Annotated in this window: 15 protein-coding genes; 10 read left to right on the forward strand and 5 right to left on the reverse strand. The window is 41.2% G+C overall.

Annotated elements, in window-relative coordinates:
- Positions 1-143: 143 nt before the first annotated feature.
- Together C505_RS0111255 and C505_RS22150 are read right to left on the reverse strand one after the other, a co-directional pair.
- Positions 144-1,442 carry a Na+/H+ antiporter NhaC family protein gene (locus tag C505_RS0111255; protein WP_018692713.1) on the reverse strand — a complete coding sequence of 433 codons (1,299 nt, stop codon included), beginning with the start codon at positions 1,440-1,442 and terminating at the stop codon, positions 144-146.
- A gap of 287 nt (positions 1,443-1,729) precedes the next feature.
- Positions 1,730-3,643, reverse strand: a complete 1,914-nt coding sequence (locus C505_RS22150; RefSeq protein ID WP_018692714.1) for a DNA topoisomerase III — start codon at positions 3,641-3,643, stop codon at positions 1,730-1,732.
- A 206-nt stretch (positions 3,644-3,849) separates the two neighbouring features.
- On the opposite strand from C505_RS22150, the gene C505_RS0111265 reads away from it, so the two are divergent.
- From C505_RS0111265 to C505_RS0111290, 6 genes are all read left to right on the forward strand, one after another.
- Entirely contained in the window at positions 3,850-4,458 is a 609-nt protein-coding gene (locus C505_RS0111265) for a DUF2057 domain-containing protein (RefSeq protein ID WP_018692715.1), read from the forward strand.
- 111 nt (positions 4,459-4,569) lie between these two features.
- On the forward strand, positions 4,570-5,667 hold the full coding sequence (locus C505_RS0111270) for a DUF2066 domain-containing protein (protein WP_018692716.1): 1,098 nt from the start codon (positions 4,570-4,572) through the stop codon (positions 5,665-5,667).
- A 4-nt stretch (positions 5,668-5,671) separates the two neighbouring features.
- Positions 5,672-6,373 carry a DnaA regulatory inactivator Hda gene (gene hda, locus C505_RS0111275; protein WP_018692717.1) on the forward strand — a complete coding sequence of 234 codons (702 nt, stop codon included), beginning with the start codon at positions 5,672-5,674 and terminating at the stop codon, positions 6,371-6,373.
- Positions 6,374-6,621: 248 nt separating this feature from the next.
- The gene (gene pheS, locus C505_RS0111280) at positions 6,622-7,602 is read left to right on the forward strand and encodes a phenylalanine--tRNA ligase subunit alpha (protein ID WP_018692718.1); all 981 of its coding nucleotides are present in this window, start codon (positions 6,622-6,624) and stop codon (positions 7,600-7,602) included.
- 13 nt (positions 7,603-7,615) lie between these two features.
- Positions 7,616-10,003: a phenylalanine--tRNA ligase subunit beta gene (pheT, locus tag C505_RS0111285; protein ID WP_018692719.1), complete on the forward strand. Its 2,388-nt coding sequence runs from the start codon at positions 7,616-7,618 to the stop codon at positions 10,001-10,003.
- A 2-nt stretch (positions 10,004-10,005) separates the two neighbouring features.
- A complete protein-coding gene (locus C505_RS0111290) occupies positions 10,006-10,314 on the forward strand; it encodes an integration host factor subunit alpha (RefSeq protein WP_018692720.1) in 309 nt (102 codons plus the stop codon).
- 347 nt (positions 10,315-10,661) lie between these two features.
- Here the strand turns inward: C505_RS0111290 and C505_RS0111300 are convergent, their stop codons facing one another.
- Together C505_RS0111300 and C505_RS0111305 are read right to left on the reverse strand one after the other, a co-directional pair.
- Complete coding sequence (locus C505_RS0111300; protein WP_018692722.1) at positions 10,662-11,789, reverse strand: response regulator; 1,128 nt, start codon at positions 11,787-11,789, stop codon at positions 10,662-10,664.
- A 76-nt stretch (positions 11,790-11,865) separates the two neighbouring features.
- Positions 11,866-13,128 carry a tyrosine-type recombinase/integrase gene (locus C505_RS0111305; RefSeq protein ID WP_018692723.1) on the reverse strand — a complete coding sequence of 421 codons (1,263 nt, stop codon included), beginning with the start codon at positions 13,126-13,128 and terminating at the stop codon, positions 11,866-11,868.
- Positions 13,129-13,387: 259 nt separating this feature from the next.
- Here C505_RS0111305 and C505_RS0111310 point away from each other — a divergent pair, with 259 nt between their 5' ends.
- The 4 genes from C505_RS0111310 to C505_RS24740 all read left to right on the forward strand — a co-directional run bounded on the left by C505_RS0111310 (position 13,388) and on the right by C505_RS24740 (position 16,935).
- On the forward strand, positions 13,388-14,251 hold the full coding sequence (locus tag C505_RS0111310) for a putative porin (protein ID WP_018692724.1): 864 nt from the start codon (positions 13,388-13,390) through the stop codon (positions 14,249-14,251).
- 173 nt (positions 14,252-14,424) lie between these two features.
- Positions 14,425-15,222: a porin gene (locus C505_RS0111315; protein WP_018692725.1), complete on the forward strand. Its 798-nt coding sequence runs from the start codon at positions 14,425-14,427 to the stop codon at positions 15,220-15,222.
- A gap of 296 nt (positions 15,223-15,518) precedes the next feature.
- Positions 15,519-16,310 (forward strand): MipA/OmpV family protein, encoded by a 792-nt coding sequence (locus C505_RS0111320; RefSeq protein WP_018692726.1) that lies wholly within the window; start codon positions 15,519-15,521, stop codon positions 16,308-16,310.
- A gap of 295 nt (positions 16,311-16,605) precedes the next feature.
- A complete protein-coding gene (locus tag C505_RS24740) occupies positions 16,606-16,935 on the forward strand; it encodes a TFIIB-type zinc ribbon-containing protein (RefSeq protein WP_245556355.1) in 330 nt (109 codons plus the stop codon).
- A 389-nt stretch (positions 16,936-17,324) separates the two neighbouring features.
- On the opposite strand, the gene C505_RS0111335 is transcribed toward C505_RS24740, so the two are convergent.
- Positions 17,325-17,567, reverse strand: a 243-nt coding sequence (locus C505_RS0111335; RefSeq protein ID WP_018692729.1) for an integrase core domain-containing protein, incomplete at its 5' end; no start/stop codon positions are given.

Genomic DNA, 17,567 nt, shown 5'->3' on the forward strand with positions numbered 1-17,567 from the left:
CAACAACTCTCGATGGATTCAGATATTAAAATATGCATTATAAATACATATTTTAATAAATCACGAATTTTTTCATGAGTAAAATTAATCGAAAGCGGAGACTATAGAGAAATGCCCTACCGAAGTAGGGCGGATGAAGGGGATTAAGCTGTTCTTTTGCGTAGAAATATTGTAATGATTGCAGAAGCAGCAAGTGCAACACCATAGATGTTATGCGTCACAATCTCGATTGGGTTGAGTTTAAACAAAGAGCCTAACAATAATACCTGAGCAGCATAAGGAAGTAGACCTTGGATCACACAGGCGAAGATATCGAGTAAGCTTGCACTTCTTTTGGGAGTGATATCATTTTTTTGCGCGACGTCTCTTGCAACATCACCACAGATGACAATGGCTACCGTATTGTTCGCTGTACAGACGTTTGTTAATGCTGCAAATGTTCCAAGGCCAAGCTCTGCGACTGACTTTTTGCCGTTTGCTTTTTGAATAAACCATTCAATAAATTGTCGGATTGCGTTAAAGCCACCATTGGCACGGATGATTTCTCCAAGACCACCAATCAAAATTGAAAGAATAAAAATTTCCTGCATGTTGGTAAATCCAGCGTAGATATCTTTACCAAACTGGATGAAGCCGTATTCACCACCCGCAATTGCCATACCACCTGAGAGTAAGATCCCAAGTGTTAGAACGATAAACACATTCACACCAGCGACAGCAAAGATCAAGATCAAGAGATAAGGCAATGCAAGCCATGGGTTTTCAACGCTTGGTGCTGTGACTTCGGTCGTACCAGAAAGCACATAAAATATTGGAATACAAACAAGTGCAGCAGGAATCGCAATCCAAGCATTTTCCTTGAACTTATCTTTCATTTCACTGCCTTGAGAGCGGGTTGCTGCTATTGTTGTATCAGAAATAATTGACAAGTTATCGCCAAAAATAGCACCGCCTAAGACAGCGCCTGCAACCCAGAGTGGATCGAGCGATGCTGAAGTCGCAACACCCAGTGCAATCGGGGCTACGGCAGCGATTGTTCCCATGGATGTCCCCATAGCCGTTGCGATAAATGCAGCAACAATAAAAATACCAGGCAGTAGGAAACTCTCAGGGATCACTTGCAATCCTAATGCGATAGTTGCCTCCGTACCACCAGTTGCTTTATTGACAGCTGTGAACGCACCAGCAAGAAGGAAGATAAGGCACATGGCCATAATATTGCTATGACCACAGCCACTAATAAATTTTTCTATTGATTCGTTGACGCGAAGGCGACTGATGAGTACCGCAAGAATAATTGCGGGGATAATTGCGACGGGAGCGCTCAACTGATAGAAGGCGTACTCTGTGCCTTGTGCTTGATGATAAAGCCCATTCCCTACAAAAATTGCAAGGAAGAGAAGCAAAGGCGATAAACTTAAAATGCTACGGATATCTTTCATTCTCAATGTCTGGATGTCTAAACGTCTCTCGATTCTATCACGAAGAATGGAGAGATCTACTATTTTTTCATACAAAAGTTGTGATTCATCTGAAACAGATACGGACTTGTTTCTAGAAGTGCTTGAAATAGCATATATCATTCTAAAAAGGGGCGTATAAAAAAGTTCAATGAAAGCGAACGGTTTTGGTTAGATACCCATATATTTATCCATTCTCAATCTATAACCCTATCAAACGATATGTTCAAAAAAGCGTGTATAAATGTAAAGCTTCGTCTTGGCGTTGCTCAATGACGTGTCTTTTTCCGATAGCGGTGTCGGGACTGTTTAGGTCGTGTTCCTTTGCCTTTTAATTCATGGAATGCATTTGGGTTGATCTGCTGAATGAGTGTTTGAAGTGTATTAGTGAGTGGTCCTATAAAGCTTGCATAATTTGCTTCTTTTTGGCTAATTGCATTGAGTTGTGATTCCCATTGAGCTGTCATATCTGGCAAAGTCATGGGCTCTGGTAAACTTTGGATCAGTTGTTTTCCTATTTCCGTTGCACGGATTTGCTTTCCTTGTCGTGACAAAAACTGCCGTTTAAACAGGAGCTCGATAATCCCGGCTCGTGTTGCTTCTGTCCCCAGCCCATCTGTCTCTCGAAGAATTTTTTTAATCGCTGGGTCTTTTACAAACCTGGCAATCCCCGTCATTGCACTTAAGAGAGATGCATCGGTAAATGGCTTGGGCGCTTGTGTTTCTTTCTCGGCGAGTTCTCCTTGTTGACAATGAACGGGATCCCCTTTTTGTAGTGGTGGAAGTCCTTTTTCCGTTTCTTTTTCTTCTTTGATTGATTGTGATGTAAGTAATCGCTTCCAACCAAGGTCGATTGTGATTTTGCGGTTCGATTTAAATAGACCACCTTGAATTTCTACGGAGACGCTTTGTTCCTCATATTGCCAAGCTTGATAGAATTGCATCAGATATTGTGTTGCAATCAGTGTGTAGACTTGTTGCTCGTAGGTGGATAATCGAACCATATCCATTTGTCGTTCCGTCGGAATTATCGCGTGATGTGCATCAACGTTTTTGTCATTCCAGGCTTTGCTTTTTCGATTGAGGTCAATCTCTTGTTGTGCAAATGACAAACTTTTACAGTGATGAAAAATACGCTGTGTGATTTGCTTTGCCTGATTAAAATGTGCCAAAGGGAGATATCGGCAGTCTGAACGTGGATAGGTAATTAGTTTATGTTTTTCGTATAAATTTTGACAGGTATCCAGAACTTGTTTGGCACTCATCCCGAACTGTTTTGCCGCATCAATTTGTAGGGATGATAGATTGTAGGGGAGTGGCGGGGCTTGGTTTTTTTTCTTTCTAGTACTCTCTTTTATAAGGCCGGGTTGGTTTGTGATCCGTTTTACCACATGATCTGCTAAAGCTTTATTGAGTACTCTCCCTTCTTCATCCATATGGGGCTGACAGCTTTCACTCGGCTGCCATTTTGCGATGAAGCTGACATTGTCCTGTGTCTTGAGGTGAGCAAAGACCTCAAAAAAAGGCTTTGACTGAAAGTTATCGATTGTCTTATCTCGCTGGACAATTAGACCAAGTATCGGGGTTTGAACACGGCCAATTGAAAGCACACCTTGATAACCAGATTGCCGCCCTTGTATGGTGCATGCGCGTGTCAGGTTGATGCCATAGAGCCAGTCTGCACGAGATCTTGCAAGCGCTGAGGTTGATAAAGGAATAAAATCGCGATTTGCTTTGAGCTGATTGAGAGAACTTTTGACAGCACTGACATTGAGATCGCTAATCAGACAGCGCTGCATTGACGATACCTTGTGAGCGGGGACCTGACAATAATGGATGACTTCATCGACCAAAAGCTGTCCTTCTCGGTCTGGATCGCCTGCATGAACAAGCTGCGTTGCTTGTTTGATGAGCCTTTTTAATATACCGAGCTGTTTTTTTGTCTTTGATTTTGGTTGTAATTGCCAAGTCTGTGGGACAATGGGCAAATGCTCTAAACGCCATTGCTGATATTTCGGGTCATAGACATCAGGTTCTGCCTGCTCAAGCAAATGGCCAATACACCAGCTGACACAGTCTCCATTTGCCACTTTGATATAGCCATCATTTTTTTGATGTGGTTTAGGGAGAGCAGCGACGATTGCTCGGGCTAAGCTGGGTTTTTCAGCGATAAACAGGCGCATGGGTCATTCAATCTTGTTATCTGTATTTTTATCCAGTATTCTAGCGTCCAATTGAGAAGAAGCCAAGTGGTTTGATCGGCAGCAGAGATACTGGTACATTGTGTCCGGAAGCAACGGCTTGCAACGAAGAGGGTGATCAGGTATCCGGTGATTATCTTCTCATTTGGGCTTGACTAGCAATGATAAAAATAAGGGGAGTTGGGGTTATGATCAGCGCTGTGAGAAGGATCATTTACCGAGTTTCTGTTTTTACATCGGTATTTGCACTGAGCTTATCTACTCATGCGGCAAATTTTACAGTTCCAGAGAGTATTCAAGTTCTTTCTATTGATGGAAAAAAAATCGAACATGGCTTTTTTTCAAACCTAACCGAATTTTCAATCGATAAAGGTCAACATAAAGTCCTCATGACTTTCAAAACATTGATTGAGTCGGATGAAGATGATCATGTCGTTTTTCGTTCTGCTCCGTTTGGGATATCTTTCCATCTTTTAACAGATCAAGATGTCCAGTTGAGCCACACAGCACTGGAGACACAAGAGCAAGCCCGTGCATTTGCACAAAAACCACAAGTAAATCTCACGACGGATACAGGGCAGAGTATTCCCATTCAACTGGTAAGAAAGAAAAATGAAACAGAAACACTGTTATCGCGTTTAGATCGTTCGCTTAATGCATCGATGGCGCAACAACAAACACAACGACAGCTATCACAAGCGCAATCGACTCAAGCACTTGAAATGCTAAACTTCTGGTGGAATAAAGCTTCGCAAGCAGAAAAAGAAGCTTTTTTAGAACAACATCAACAACGTTGAGCTTCTCGATAGGAATGTTCTTGTATTGATGCTATCCAGACTTTGTATCGTAATGAATTATTCGCTATTATGCGCGCATGATAGCTGAATGCTAAAGGACAGACTTGTTCCGTGATCAAATCAATTATAAAAACTGTTTTTCTCTTTGTACTGATAGCTCATTTTCCTGTATCAGCCTCTGTTGTTATCCATGACCTGTATCGCGCTGAAATTCAGGTGGAGGAACAATCCAACGAAGCAAAATTACGTGCTGAAAAAGATGTTCTCAAAGCTGTATTACTGAAAGTCTCCGGGAAATGGGATTTTCATACAGATCACGCGATTCAAGCACAATTAAAAAAGAGTACAAATTATATTACTCGTTTTCAGTATAAGCGAGGTGCGGATAGCCAGCTTTATTTTGAAGCTGAAGTGGATAAACAAAAAGTCAACTCTCTTTTGAAAAATCATGGTTATCCAATCATGGGGAAGCGTCGTCCACGTGTATTGTTCTGGCTTGCCAAGGAGACACCTGGTACGAAAGAAAGAACCATCTTGTCATCAGCATCAAAAAGCCAACTCCAACAGGTAGTTACGCGTATCAGTAAACAACGAGCGATTCCTGTTGTCATTCCATTAATGGATCTTGATGATGTGATGCGAGTTTCGACAACGGACATTTGGGGGCGTTTTGATCGCTCTATCGTGGAAGGTTCTGCTCGGTATGAAGCTGACTTGCATTTTATTGGACGTTTGTTTACAAGGAAATCGTCAGCTGATAGCCATGCAGCCCAAAATGAAGATCAAGCAGAGCCTAGCTTGGTTTATGTTGCTGAGGGAAGCGTTTATGAATGGGGGAAAGGGATCTCAACTGCAACGGGTATCTCTGAAGAAGAAGCTATCGCTAATTTATATAATCAACTGATGGATCAAATGGCTGAGCAATATGCTGTTGAAGTGTCTGTGACTGGGAAACAGCTTCTCGTTACTGTGAGCCAAATTACTGATGTTAATGATTTTATTCAGGTCGAAAAGGTGCTTTTAGCGATGCAGGCAGTTGCGTCAGTCAAAGTTGTCCGGTTCGTCGGAGACACGATGCATCTTCAACTCAAGCTGTTTGGTCAAGTCAAGGATTTTCAACACAACTTAAAATTGGACCGTCGCTTTATGCAGGAGCCTGCGATGATGGATGAAAGTCAGGATGATTATCATTTGATTTGGCAAGGTTAGATTGATGTTCCCTGCGCAGTTTGCTCTTCCAGTTACCTTACCAGATGATGAAACATTTGAAAGCTTTCACGCTGGTGGCAATGAACAGCTTTTATCGCATTTAAAACAGGTGACGAGTTCTTTTCCCAGACAGTTCTCATTAACTTATATTGGTGGAAAGCCGGGTTCGGGTAAGTCGCATTTATTGTATGCTTGCTGCGTTTCGGCACAAGAAGCAGGTCTCAATAACATTCTTCTTGATGGAGAGTCCTTGCTTGCGACAGACGTGAGTATGATTGAAGGACTTGAACATATGGATGTGATTTGTCTGGATGGTGTTGAACGTATTGCTGGTCATGCTTCATGGGAAATTGCATTATTCAATTTATTCAACAGGCTTCAAGAGCAAGCCAAGACACTCATTATTGCAGGTGAAGAAACGCCAGATAATTTACATTTTCGATTGCCTGATCTCATTTCTCGGTTACAATGGGGCCTCACTTATAAAATTTACCCACTCACAGATGAACAAAAGCAATCTGCTTTAATTCGTCGTGCTCACTTAAGAGGTCTTGAGTTATCCGATGACACGGCACGATTTTTACTCTCTCGTCAAAATCGTCATATGCGTTCTCTCGTTTCAATGCTGGATCAACTCGATCAGGCTTCGATTGAACAAAAAAGAAAGCTGACGATCCCATTTATTAAATCCATTCTCCAGTTATAGATAGCGGCTTGTTCCTCATTCAAACTCAATTTTGTTGGTAATTTGTACTTTGCAATCAATTTTATCAGCGGAAGGGAGGTTCTTAAGATTTAATCGTAGCGGAAAAGCTCATTTGTTGTGTAAAATAAGCAGTTTGCGAAATGATTAAACATCTCCTTCGGGGACACACATAAAAGACTTGCTGTGTTGCTTGAAAAAGTAGTCATGTTTATTGGGTTAGCACCAGACGGTGTCGATTGAGGAAAAAAATGAATCTAGAAGCAATAATCCAACAAGCTGAACAGTCAGTAGCGAATGCTGCAGATTTAAATGCTTTGGATGAGGTACGCGTTCAGTACCTTGGTAAGAAAGGAGAGATAACGGAGTTACTTAAATCTCTCGGCAGCCTTGCGCCAGAGGAAAGAAAATCGGCAGGGCAGCAGATCAACGTTGCAAAGCAAGCGGTTATGCAAAGCATCAATGCACGTCGAGAGTTCCTACAACAAGCGCAACTACGTGAAAAGCTAGCAGCTGAGCGAATTGACGTTACTGCAACTGGACGTTTGATGCCTACAGGTGGTCAGCATCCAGTTACGAGAACAATAGAGCGTATAGAGTCTTTCTTTGGTGAACTTGGTTTTCAGACTAAATATGGTCCTGAAGTCGAGGATACTTACCATAACTTCGATGCACTCAATATCCCTGAGCACCATCCTGCTCGTGCAGATCATGACACATTTTTCTTCAATCCGGAGCTTGTGCTGCGGACCCAGACTTCCAGTGTTCAAATTCGAACGATGGAAAATGAACAACCTCCACTTCGCATCATTTCTCCTGGTCGTGTTTATCGAAATGATTACGATCAGACGCATACACCGATGTTCCATCAGGTTGAAGGGCTGATGGTCGATGAAAACATCCGTTTTTCTGATTTAAAAGGCATCTTAAACGATTTCTTAACGAATTTCTTCGAAGAAGATCTAGAAGTACGCTTTAGACCATCTTATTTCCCATTTACTGAGCCATCTGCTGAAGTCGATGTGCGTGGAAAAAATGGTAAATGGCTTGAAGTTCTTGGTTGTGGCATGGTTCACCCGAAAGTTCTTGAAGGTGTTGGTATTGACGCTGAGCGTTACACAGGCTTTGCATTTGGCATGGGTGTCGAACGCCTCACGATGCTCCGCTATGGAGTGACCGACCTTCGCGCATTTTTCGAAAATGATCTGCGCTTCTTGAAACAATTCAGATAAGGAATACCCGTCCATGAAATTCAGTGAACAATGGTTAAGAGAGTGGGTAAACCCTGCAATTTCTACCGAAGCATTATCTGAGCAGCTGTCTATGGCTGGTCTTGAAGTGGATGGTGTTGAGCCTGTCGCTGGCGAGTTTACCAATGTTGTTGTTGGTCAAGTTGTCGAGTGTGGGCAGCATCCCAATGCAGATAAATTACAAGTGACAAAAGTTGATACCGGTGATGGTGAACTCCATGACATCGTCTGCGGTGCAAAAAACTGTCGTCTGGGTATCAAAGTATTTGTTGCCAAAGTTGGTGCAGTTTTACCTGGTAATTTTAAGATCAAGAAGACTAAATTACGCGGAGAGCCGTCAAATGGTATGTTGTGTAGCGAATCGGAGCTTGGGCTTGCCGATTCATCTCCAGGGATTATGGAATTGCCAGAAGATGCGCCAGTTGGTCAGTGTGCCCGTGAATATCTCAAACTTGATGATGTGAGTATTGATGTTGACTTAACACCAAATCGCTCAGACTGTTTAGGTATGCTAGGTCTTGCGCGTGAGGTTGGTGTACTCAATAACATGCCTGTGTTGCAGCCTGAGGAAAAGCACATTCAACCATCGATCGATGATACGTTACCGATTCAGTTAGATGCACCGGAAGCATGTCCACGTTATTTAGGTCGAGTGATCCGTGATATCAACCCTACAGCAACAACGCCATTATGGATGATGGAAAAACTACGTCGCAGTGGTGTCCGTGCTATCGATCCAGTCGTTGATGTAACAAATTACGTTTTATTAGAGCTTGGGCATCCGATGCATGCTTTCGATTTGGATCAATTGGAAGGCGGTATTGTTGTTCGTTATTCTCGTCCACAAGAGTCGCTGACATTACTTGATGGGAATACGGTAGAGCTTAACGAAAATACACTATTGATCGCAGATGAGAAAAAAGCAGTTGCAATGGCGGGTATTTTTGGTGGTGAAGGTACTGGTGTTACTGAAAGTTCACACAACATCTTCCTTGAAAGTGCATTCTTTGCACCGACCGCTATTGCAGGTAAAGCACGCTCGTATGGTTTACATACGGATGCATCTCATCGTTATGAGAGAGGGGTTGATCCACAGTTGCAGCGTCGTGCAATGGAAAGAGCAACCGAGCTTCTTCTCGACATCGTTGGTGGTGAAGCTGGCCCTGTGACAGAAGCGGTTTCTGGGGCTCACATTCCAGCAGATAAAACCGTTGAACTACGCCATGCACGGATTGCGCACGTTTTAGGTGTTTCGCTTCCAGAAGCACGTATTGAAGAAATCATGCAGTGCCTTGGGTTTTCACTCAAAGCGAATGAAAATGGTTGGTCTGTGTTGGTTCCTGCCTATCGTTTCGACATCTCAATTGAAGAAGATTTGATTGAAGAAGTTGCACGTGTTTATGGATACAACAATATTCCAAATACAGCGCCTGTCGCTTCGTTAACTATGACACGCCAGCAGGAAGCAAGAGTCAATATATATGCTTTCAGTCAGACTCTGATTTCGCGCGGATTCCAAGAAGTGATCACCTACAGTTTCGTCGATCCAAAAGCACAGTCTCGTTTGCATCCATCTATACCAAGTATTACGCTGCCACACCCAATTTCTGCCGATATGTCAGTCATGCGAGTGAGTTTATTCCCTGGTTTGATTCAGACAGTCGTTTACAACCAGAAGCGTCAGCAACCACGTGTCCGCCTCTTTGAGCAGGGTCTACGTTATATTCAAGACGAAAACGCTGAAAATGGCGTTCGCCAGGAGCGTGTCTTGAGTGGGATTATTGCTGGAACGATCAATGACGAGCATTGGGGGATGGAAGCACGTCCGGTTGATTATTTCGACCTAAAAGGTGATGTTGAAGCAATCCTTGCAAAAACGAATGATCTAAACAGCTTTGAGTTCGTTGCTGAGGAGCATGAATCTCTTCATCCTGGTCAGTCAGCATCGATCTATAGAAATAATGAAAAAGTTGGACTCATCGGATCAGTTCATCCAGAGCATGAAAGAAAGCTTGGATTACATGGTCGCACCTTTGTTTTTGAGCTAGATTTAGACAAGATAGAACAGCGTCAACTCCCTGTTTCTGAAAGTGTTTCTAAGTTCCCGGCTAACCGCCGTGATATCGCCTTGATCGTGGATGAAAATGTGGCTGCAGGCCAGGTTTTATCAGCGATAAGAAAAGTTGGCGGAAATCAACTAGTTGACCTAAAATTGTTCGATATATATACCGGTCAGGGTATTGAGCCTGGGCAAAAGAGCCTTGCGATTGCCCTTACACTGCAGGATAAGGAGCGTACCTTGGAGGAAAAGGATATCAATGACGTAGTTGATCGGGTGGTTGAATCAATGTCTGAACAGTTTAAAGCATCGCTGAGGGACTAACTATGGCGCTTACCAAAGCCGATATTGCAGAGCACTTATGTATGAAGGTGGGCCTTAATAAGAGAGACGCGAAAGAGATCGTGGAATCTTTCTTTGAAGAGGTTCGCTCAGCGTTGGAAGCTGGGGAGCAAGTTAAGCTTTCTGGTTTCGGTAACTTCGATCTTCGAAAAAAGAATGAGAGACCTGGACGGAACCCTAAAACCGGCGAGGATATTCCAATTTCCGCACGCCGTGTTGTGACTTTTCGACCGGGCCAGAAGTTAAAAACACGTGTTGAAGTTGGGACAGCGAAGCTGCTCAACGGCCAATAACCACTGACATATCAGACGTGTCACCTCATCAGGCGACACGTCTGGAAACATGTTGTCTCGCCAACAGCATACCCTTCTTATTGTCAAATTTTGCATTGAATCAATTGTAGGTAATTCCATATCCACCTTATCCAAATCCATTTGCTCAAAAAAGCACGTAACAACAGATTCAATTTTCCATCTTGAAAGAGAAAAATCGATTGAAAATTTGGTTGAAGAGGTTATTCAGAAAGTTAAGCTTTCTTTAAGATAAAAAAATGAGTTTTTATGTTGCTATATAAGATGATGAAACTTCAATCGGAGCACTCACAATAGGACAGTCTGATACTATTGTTGTCTACTATTTATTATTGGTACTTTTCCAATCGTTCGCATAGTTCATGGAGCTGTTGATCAACCTCAACACCGTATTCGAAGTTGGCAAGCATGGCATCATGTGCTTGATGAATAGGGGCAAGAATAGCTTTTTCTTGGGATTCAGTGATATGTAATTCGGTCAGTAGATGTTCTATTTTGTCACTCAGATCATCCATAATTCGCATACCACATTCTTTCTGCATGCTTTCTAACTTTGATAAGTCTTCCATCATACCGACAATATCATGCGTCAGTTGTGAAAGTTCCTTTTGGTGACCTTTATATAAATCTTCATATTCGATTGCACGCAGCCGCTCGGAAACACTTGCCAAAAAGATTGCAATATTGTCTCTGATCCGTCCACGTTTGAAGTCTTCATCAGGTAAGTTAGGGATAAGGACAGCCAAGTTATGAAAATTAATGATCAGTCGGTTTTTATATTCAAATATACGGCCTTTTTTACGGCAAAGGTCAATGAGTTCCTTCTCTAAGGCAGATATAGGTTGATCACCATGATTATAATAATGATGGCCGACCTCAGTCTCTAAACGGATCGTGGATGATAAACCATAGGACATCAAAGAATGAACAACTTGTGTTCCTAGTGTCTCGACAGTGTCACAAGAATAACATTTACGAAAGCCTTCAAAAGCATTACCGAGCTCTGCGGCACTAGTCATCGCGATCATGGCCGTTTCTTCTGCTTGTTCCTTCTCATGAATTGCTTGTTGGCGAGCTTGTTTGTGATGAATTGCAACACGGAGCTTTTTTAAGATTTCCTGCTCATTTAGTGGTTTGATAACGTAGTCACTTCCACCAGCTTCGTATCCTGCTAACTTTTCATCAATAGTATCGTAAGAGGAGATAAAAATAATGTCGACAAACTGCATGTCATTATCCGTTTTTAGAAGTCGACAGGTCTCATAGCCATCCATATCCTTTAATGAAACATCAAGTAAAACGGCATCAGGCTTACTCTGCTCACGAATAAAATGGATAGCTTTTTCTCCACTTGAAGCCGTCTTGACCTGGTACTCGGTTTCCAATAGTGACAGCAAAGAAGTCAACTGCTCTGGTGAATTATCCACAACGAGGACACATGGTTTGGATTCTGTCATTCAGTACCATATTATTTAGTTTTCTGCTTATGAACAGCTTAGCAGGAACTTGTTTTATTTCCCTAAAATGGTACAGCTATAATTTCCTACCTTTTCCTGTTTTTGCACGATCTTTAATGTTTGACTGAATATAGACAGCATCCGTTGTTGTCATTGAAGCATGGCCTAAATCTTCCGATAGATGCTTTAGGGGACGTTTGTCAGCATCATCAGTTGCACCAGTATGACGAAGCCAGTGCGTTGTTGCAGCAAGAAGATCATTCGCATCATCGCTAAATCCATCGAGTTTTAATTGCTCAATCGCTAAGTCAAAACTTTCTTGTACAATGCGTCTGAGTTGTCTGGAAGACATGTTGCCACTGCCGCGTAATTTTGCAATCACTGGTGTTTGTTCGTCAGGGGAGGGAAGTGGTGAAAGCCCACGATAAAGTCGATAGCGCTTTAAGTAATCCAAAAAGTCATCAGATAGGGTCACATCCCTAACTTTATTTCCTTTTCCTAACACTCGATAAAACCAAAAGCCATCATTATCCATCCAAAAATTATTCATGAGTGGTGTCCAATTTGGTCGCTCAGAAACTTCAGAAATGCGTAGATATAAACCCTTCAGGCAAGCGAGTAAAAATAAGTTTCTTTCGTACTTTTTATCTTCCTCTGCTTTTTCTTGCGTAACACCAAACACATACTCCCATTGCAACTCACTCAGTGTTTCGGGCATACGGATTTGGGTTTTTTTGATGAGATAAGGACAGTTTTTTTTGACGACAGGAACAAAGTTAACTTCGCAGCGGTCTTCCAGCAGGGCATGTTTATAAAAGACATTTAAAGCGGTAAATGTTGCATTTAATGAGTCTGAAGAAATGCGGTATTCTTTTGGATCAACTTCTTTTTCGCTGTCTTTTTTGAGTTCTGACTTTGCAATCTTGGCAACAAATGGTCGCCATTGTGGGTTGATGATGAATTGTCCTTGTTTCAACACAAAACGTTGTTGTACAGAAGTTCCAACCCAACCAAGCTCAGGCTTCCAAACAAACTCAATATAGTGCTCTAGATCTCGACGTCGGATCTCGAAGATGCTTTTATTGAGTTTTTCCCAACAGAACAAGCAAAATCGTTCTATTTCATTTCGGAATCGATTGAAAGTGCCTGCTGACTTACGGCCATAAATAACGAGAAAATCACAGACAAATCGTAACTCAGTATCGAGTTTGCATCCCATTTTTTGAGATAAGGACTCCAAATAATGATGCAGCGTTGGATAATCGTCAGTTAGTGTTCTTCGTGAAATGGCCGAACGTTGCTCGTTGAGTTCTTCAAATGTATTGATTAGTGGATGCATAGATTAGCAGTGATGAAAATGGAAAACACTATTTTAGCGCGATAGTTCAAATGAGCGCAAAGAATGAATCAAAAATGAACCGAAAATGAATATCTTACGAACGGATTGTGCGTTAACTAATCGGTTTGTTCTATTTTTGTTCGTTTGAGCATAATTTTTTTAATTCATTGTACTGCTTCAGCTTTCGTTCAGATTGATTCTTTAGAATGAATTTCAGTTAAACAGATACACGTTATGACTGAAATAAAGGAGTCAGAAAATGAAAAAAGTACTATCCCTAATAATTGCTGGTATTGTTGCTACAGCTGCCAATGCTGAAGAATATAAATTTGAGGTTGGTGGTGACTATGGTCAATTTAAAAATGATAAATCGAATGCAAAAGTCGATTCTTATTCCGCCAATGGTAAATTCTTCTTTGAAGGGCTTGACGCAAGTAAAGGCCCTCGTAAAGAAGCAGAGTTTTTATCAAAAGCATCGAATATACGTATGAGCTTTCATAAGATATCACCCGAGACTGATGTTTTAAAAGATTTAAACAAGTATTCATTAGGTGCAACTTATCACTTCAGAGCGCCATTTTTTGCAGAGCTAGATATTACATACATGAAAAACACGGATTTAGGAATTGGTCAGGTTCTAGATGATAAAGTGGAAGTTAACTCAAGATCTTATCGGCTTGGTGGTGGATACTATATCAACAAAGATTGGTCTGTCTATGGAGATGTGACCCAAATTGATCATCAATTAAGGAATGTAAAAGGCTCAATCGAAGATCAAACAAACTGGACGATTGGGACGAAGATGGTGAAGCCGACCGCGGCAAACCAATGGATTGCAGTCAAGTCTGAGTATACAAGTCTGGATCTGGATGGGAAGGATGCACATGACAATAGCCTACTTGTTGCAGCGGATTATTTCTTTAATCGTGATTTATCTGTCGGCGCATCATTGAAAGGACTTGGGAAAAATGTATTTTCAACAGAAGATAAGATCATGAGCCTCAATGCATCATATTACGTGGTTCCGCAAGTTGCATTAACGGCATCTTACACGAAAACATCCATGGAAAATGATGCTGCTGATTCAGATGGTTTTGGTCTTGGAGTTCGTGCAAGATTTTAAATTACTAAAATGGCATGAGCTAAAAACCCTCGCTTGAGGGTTTTTTTGTTTAAAATAGCAACAAAGTACTGTTTTTAACCAAAAATATGCTTCCTTTTAACTGTCAAAAAATTGTAGTATTGGACCGCAATGTTCATGTCGACATTGTTATTGATGTTATAAGGAAGACAGAAATGAAAAAATTACTAGCGTTAATCATTCCAGGACTACTTTCCCTAGGTGCTCAGGCAGAGCAATACAAATTTGAAGTTGGCGGAAGCTACACAACCGCTGAGGCAGACCTTTCCAAACAAGATATAGATACGATTACTGTTGACGGAAAATTTTTCTTTGAAGGTTTAAAAGTTGACAATGGACCACGTAAAGAAGCTGAGTTTCTTTCAAGAGCTTCTAATGTGCGTACTTCGTATACACGAAATGATATAGAAAATGCAGATGACGAAGATAAATTCGGTCTGGGTGTAACTTATCACTTCCGTGCGCCTGTCTATGTTGCCTTTGACTTAACCATTGACAATGATAATGATCAAAATATCTATGACCTTGAAGCTGGCTACTATTTGAATAAAGAGTGGACAGTCTTTGCTGATGTGGAAACTGTTGATGTCGATGGTGGCGATAATGCGACAAACTGGGGAATTGGCACGAAAACAGTGAAGTCTGTTTCAGCAAACCAGTGGGTTGCTTTAGAAGCAAAATACAAGATGCTTGACCTGGATGGAAAAGGTGTACATGACAATCAGTGGATGATCGGAGGTGACTTCTTCTTTAACCGTGATTTGTCTATTGGACTTGATATTACAATGGCAGGTGAAGATGTATTGTCAACAGATGATAAAGCATTCGCATTTAATGCAACTTATTATGTTTCTCCGCAAGTTTCATTAGCTGGAACTTACACAACAACATCAAATGAAAACAAAGGCAGTGACTTTGATGCATTTGGTCTTGGTGTTCGTGCGCGATTCTAATGCTTCAAATAAAGAAAAGGCTTTCTAGCCTTTTCTTTTTCACTTTAAGTTCACTTTCCCTCACCTATTTTTTAAATACTAATATTTTTCAAATAGTTATATTTATTCAGTTCATATTAAAACCTAGACAAATTTCTAGTTTTCGATTAGGTTATGAGCGCCTTTCCTGAATTCATCCCTAAATTGGAGCGTGTAGGGATTCGAGCAGCGTCGGCATGGAGTAGCCTTTTTGACTGTGTTCATAACTTTCGCGCACAAAGCTACTTAGTTATTTGAAATAAATTGAGAGTGATCGAATGAAACAACAAAAGCAAATGTATCATTTAGCGCTAGTCGTAGGCGTATTACTTGGTACACACAATGCATTCGCGGCAGAATCAAAAGACCAAAATGGTAATGGTGCCCGTCTACAAGATTATCAGGGTGGTTTTTTTTATGGGTTTGGACTTGGTGTATCCCAATCTATTTATTATGGCGAAAAGCGTGAAATTGTACCGCTTCCACTGATTGGCTACTATGGTGCAGACCTAACTGTTTTAGGGCCATTTATCAGTTATAAAATTTACAAAAATGAAATTTTTAGTTTTCATGCACTTACACAGCCTAGATTTAATGAATATGACTCATCTGACAGTGATATTTTCCGGGGGATGGAAGATAGAGATGAAACATTAGAGGCTGGATTTGGGATCTCAATTGATCTGGGTGATTGGGATTTCGGAGTCAATGCGCAGCATGATGTGCTTGGAAAACATAAAGGGTACGAATTGTCCGCATCAGTTGACTATGAGCTCATGTTTGGGAAAGTATCGATGACTTCTTCACTTGGCGTTAAATATCTAAGTGAAAAGTTTGTTGATTATTACTATGGTGTTGAAAAAAAAGAAGCAATGATTGATCGGCCTTTCTATGAAGGTGAAGAAGCGATTAATCCAGGTGTTGGCATTTCCTTCGAAATGCAAGCGTTGGGTGGGTTTGCAAAATTTGGTTTGGATTACACATGGTATGATGATGCAATTACGGACAGTCCTTTAGTTGAGCATAGTAGTGCTCTTGGAGCACATTTAGTGTATACCCGCTTTTTCTAATGAGCGACATGAGTTGAGGGATAGTTTAAAATTGTTAGCAATATAAGTAATCATTGAAGGAAGTAATACAATGAAATGTATCAATTGTTCTCAAGGTAATCTTATCCCTAGCTTTATTGATGACGCTTTTCTCGCACATACTTGTGGATCGTGTGGTTGAAACTGGATATTAGTAGAAGACTTTGTTTCTTGGAAGGATCGCCGCCCAGAGCACAAATTTAACCCTGAAGTGACATGTGAGGATGATGCAGCTGATAATAGAAAAGCCCTAATCTGTCCAATGTCGGGCCAGCTCATGCGTAAACTTCGTATTTCGGCACAACACGCCCATCGTTTGGATTATAGTAACTCAGTCGGTGGGATCTGGTTGGATAAAGGAGAATGGGAACTCTTAAAAGCAGAAGGACTGGCAGGGTCACTGAACGCGATTGTGACGCAAACTTGGCAAAATAAAATTCGTCAGGAAACTGCACTGAATAACTTTGTTGAAATTTACGAATCCAAATTCGGCAAAGAAACCTATAAGAAAGCCAAAGAAATTCGTCAATGGTTGCAAAGCCAGCCTCAAAAAGCAGATTTACGTGCGTATCTCCTTGCAGAAGATCCGTATTCTGCTGAAAAGTAACCTGACTTTAAAACCTGACTTTAAAACCTGACTTTAAAACCTGACTTTAAGACAGCCACTTTTAATTAGGACAGTCACTTTTTACTTTGTTACTTTTTTAGCCATGAGATTTAGTCATGGCTATGATTTTTCCCACAGATATAAGAATTGATTTTCTTCAAAGTTTCAAAAGAAGTGAAAGAGATATAATTTTAACCAAAATGGGTAATTGGTATTTCTGGCTAGGTGAAAGGTTTATAAGATAGAGAGGGATTTTACCTAAACAGTAATTGGCTATGTGAGAGCCCTTTACACCATCGCAAACCAATATTCTTGCACCAACAACGCATCTTATCTGCAAGTCCAATTGTAATCCCCCCATTTCTAGCAGCAGTTATTCGTAGAAATTCCTAAGCTACGTTCATTAACTGTCTTGGAGGAATGCCTCCAATGGCCGAGTGGGGCCGTTCATTGTTGTAATTCCACAACCATTCAGTTGCCTGTTGTTGGGCTTCTTCCACTGATTCAAATGCATGCATATCAAGCCATTCATGTCGCACTGTTCGATTAAATCGCTCCACATAAGCATTTTGAGTTGGCTTACCTGGCTGGATGTACATCAATGTGATTTTGTGTTTCTTCGTCCAATTGCG

Source organism: Algicola sagamiensis DSM 14643, assembly GCF_000374485.1.
GTDB lineage: Bacteria > Pseudomonadota > Gammaproteobacteria > Enterobacterales > Alteromonadaceae > Algicola > Algicola sagamiensis.

Excerpts from the sequence above, each read along its gene's own strand:
- C505_RS0111300 (WP_018692722.1), bottom strand. The coding sequence starts at position 11,789 with ATGACAGAATCCAAACCATGTGTCCTCGTTGTGGATAATTCACCAGAG.
- C505_RS0111320 (WP_018692726.1), top strand. The coding sequence starts at position 15,519 with ATGAAACAACAAAAGCAAATGTATCATTTAGCGCTAGTCGTAGGCGTA.
- C505_RS0111315 (WP_018692725.1), top strand. The coding sequence starts at position 14,425 with ATGAAAAAATTACTAGCGTTAATCATTCCAGGACTACTTTCCCTAGGT.
- C505_RS0111265 (WP_018692715.1), top strand. The coding sequence starts at position 3,850 with ATGATCAGCGCTGTGAGAAGGATCATTTACCGAGTTTCTGTTTTTACA.
- C505_RS0111305 (WP_018692723.1), bottom strand. The coding sequence starts at position 13,128 with ATGCATCCACTAATCAATACATTTGAAGAACTCAACGAGCAACGTTCG.
- C505_RS22150 (WP_018692714.1), bottom strand. The coding sequence starts at position 3,643 with ATGCGCCTGTTTATCGCTGAAAAACCCAGCTTAGCCCGAGCAATCGTC.
- C505_RS0111255 (WP_018692713.1), bottom strand. The coding sequence starts at position 1,442 with ATGAAAGATATCCGTAGCATTTTAAGTTTATCGCCTTTGCTTCTCTTC.
- pheT (WP_018692719.1), top strand. The coding sequence starts at position 7,616 with ATGAAATTCAGTGAACAATGGTTAAGAGAGTGGGTAAACCCTGCAATT.
- hda (WP_018692717.1), top strand. The coding sequence starts at position 5,672 with ATGTTCCCTGCGCAGTTTGCTCTTCCAGTTACCTTACCAGATGATGAA.
- pheS (WP_018692718.1), top strand. The coding sequence starts at position 6,622 with ATGAATCTAGAAGCAATAATCCAACAAGCTGAACAGTCAGTAGCGAAT.
- C505_RS0111310 (WP_018692724.1), top strand. The coding sequence starts at position 13,388 with ATGAAAAAAGTACTATCCCTAATAATTGCTGGTATTGTTGCTACAGCT.
- C505_RS24740 (WP_245556355.1), top strand. The coding sequence starts at position 16,606 with ATGCGTAAACTTCGTATTTCGGCACAACACGCCCATCGTTTGGATTAT.
- C505_RS0111290 (WP_018692720.1), top strand. The coding sequence starts at position 10,006 with ATGGCGCTTACCAAAGCCGATATTGCAGAGCACTTATGTATGAAGGTG.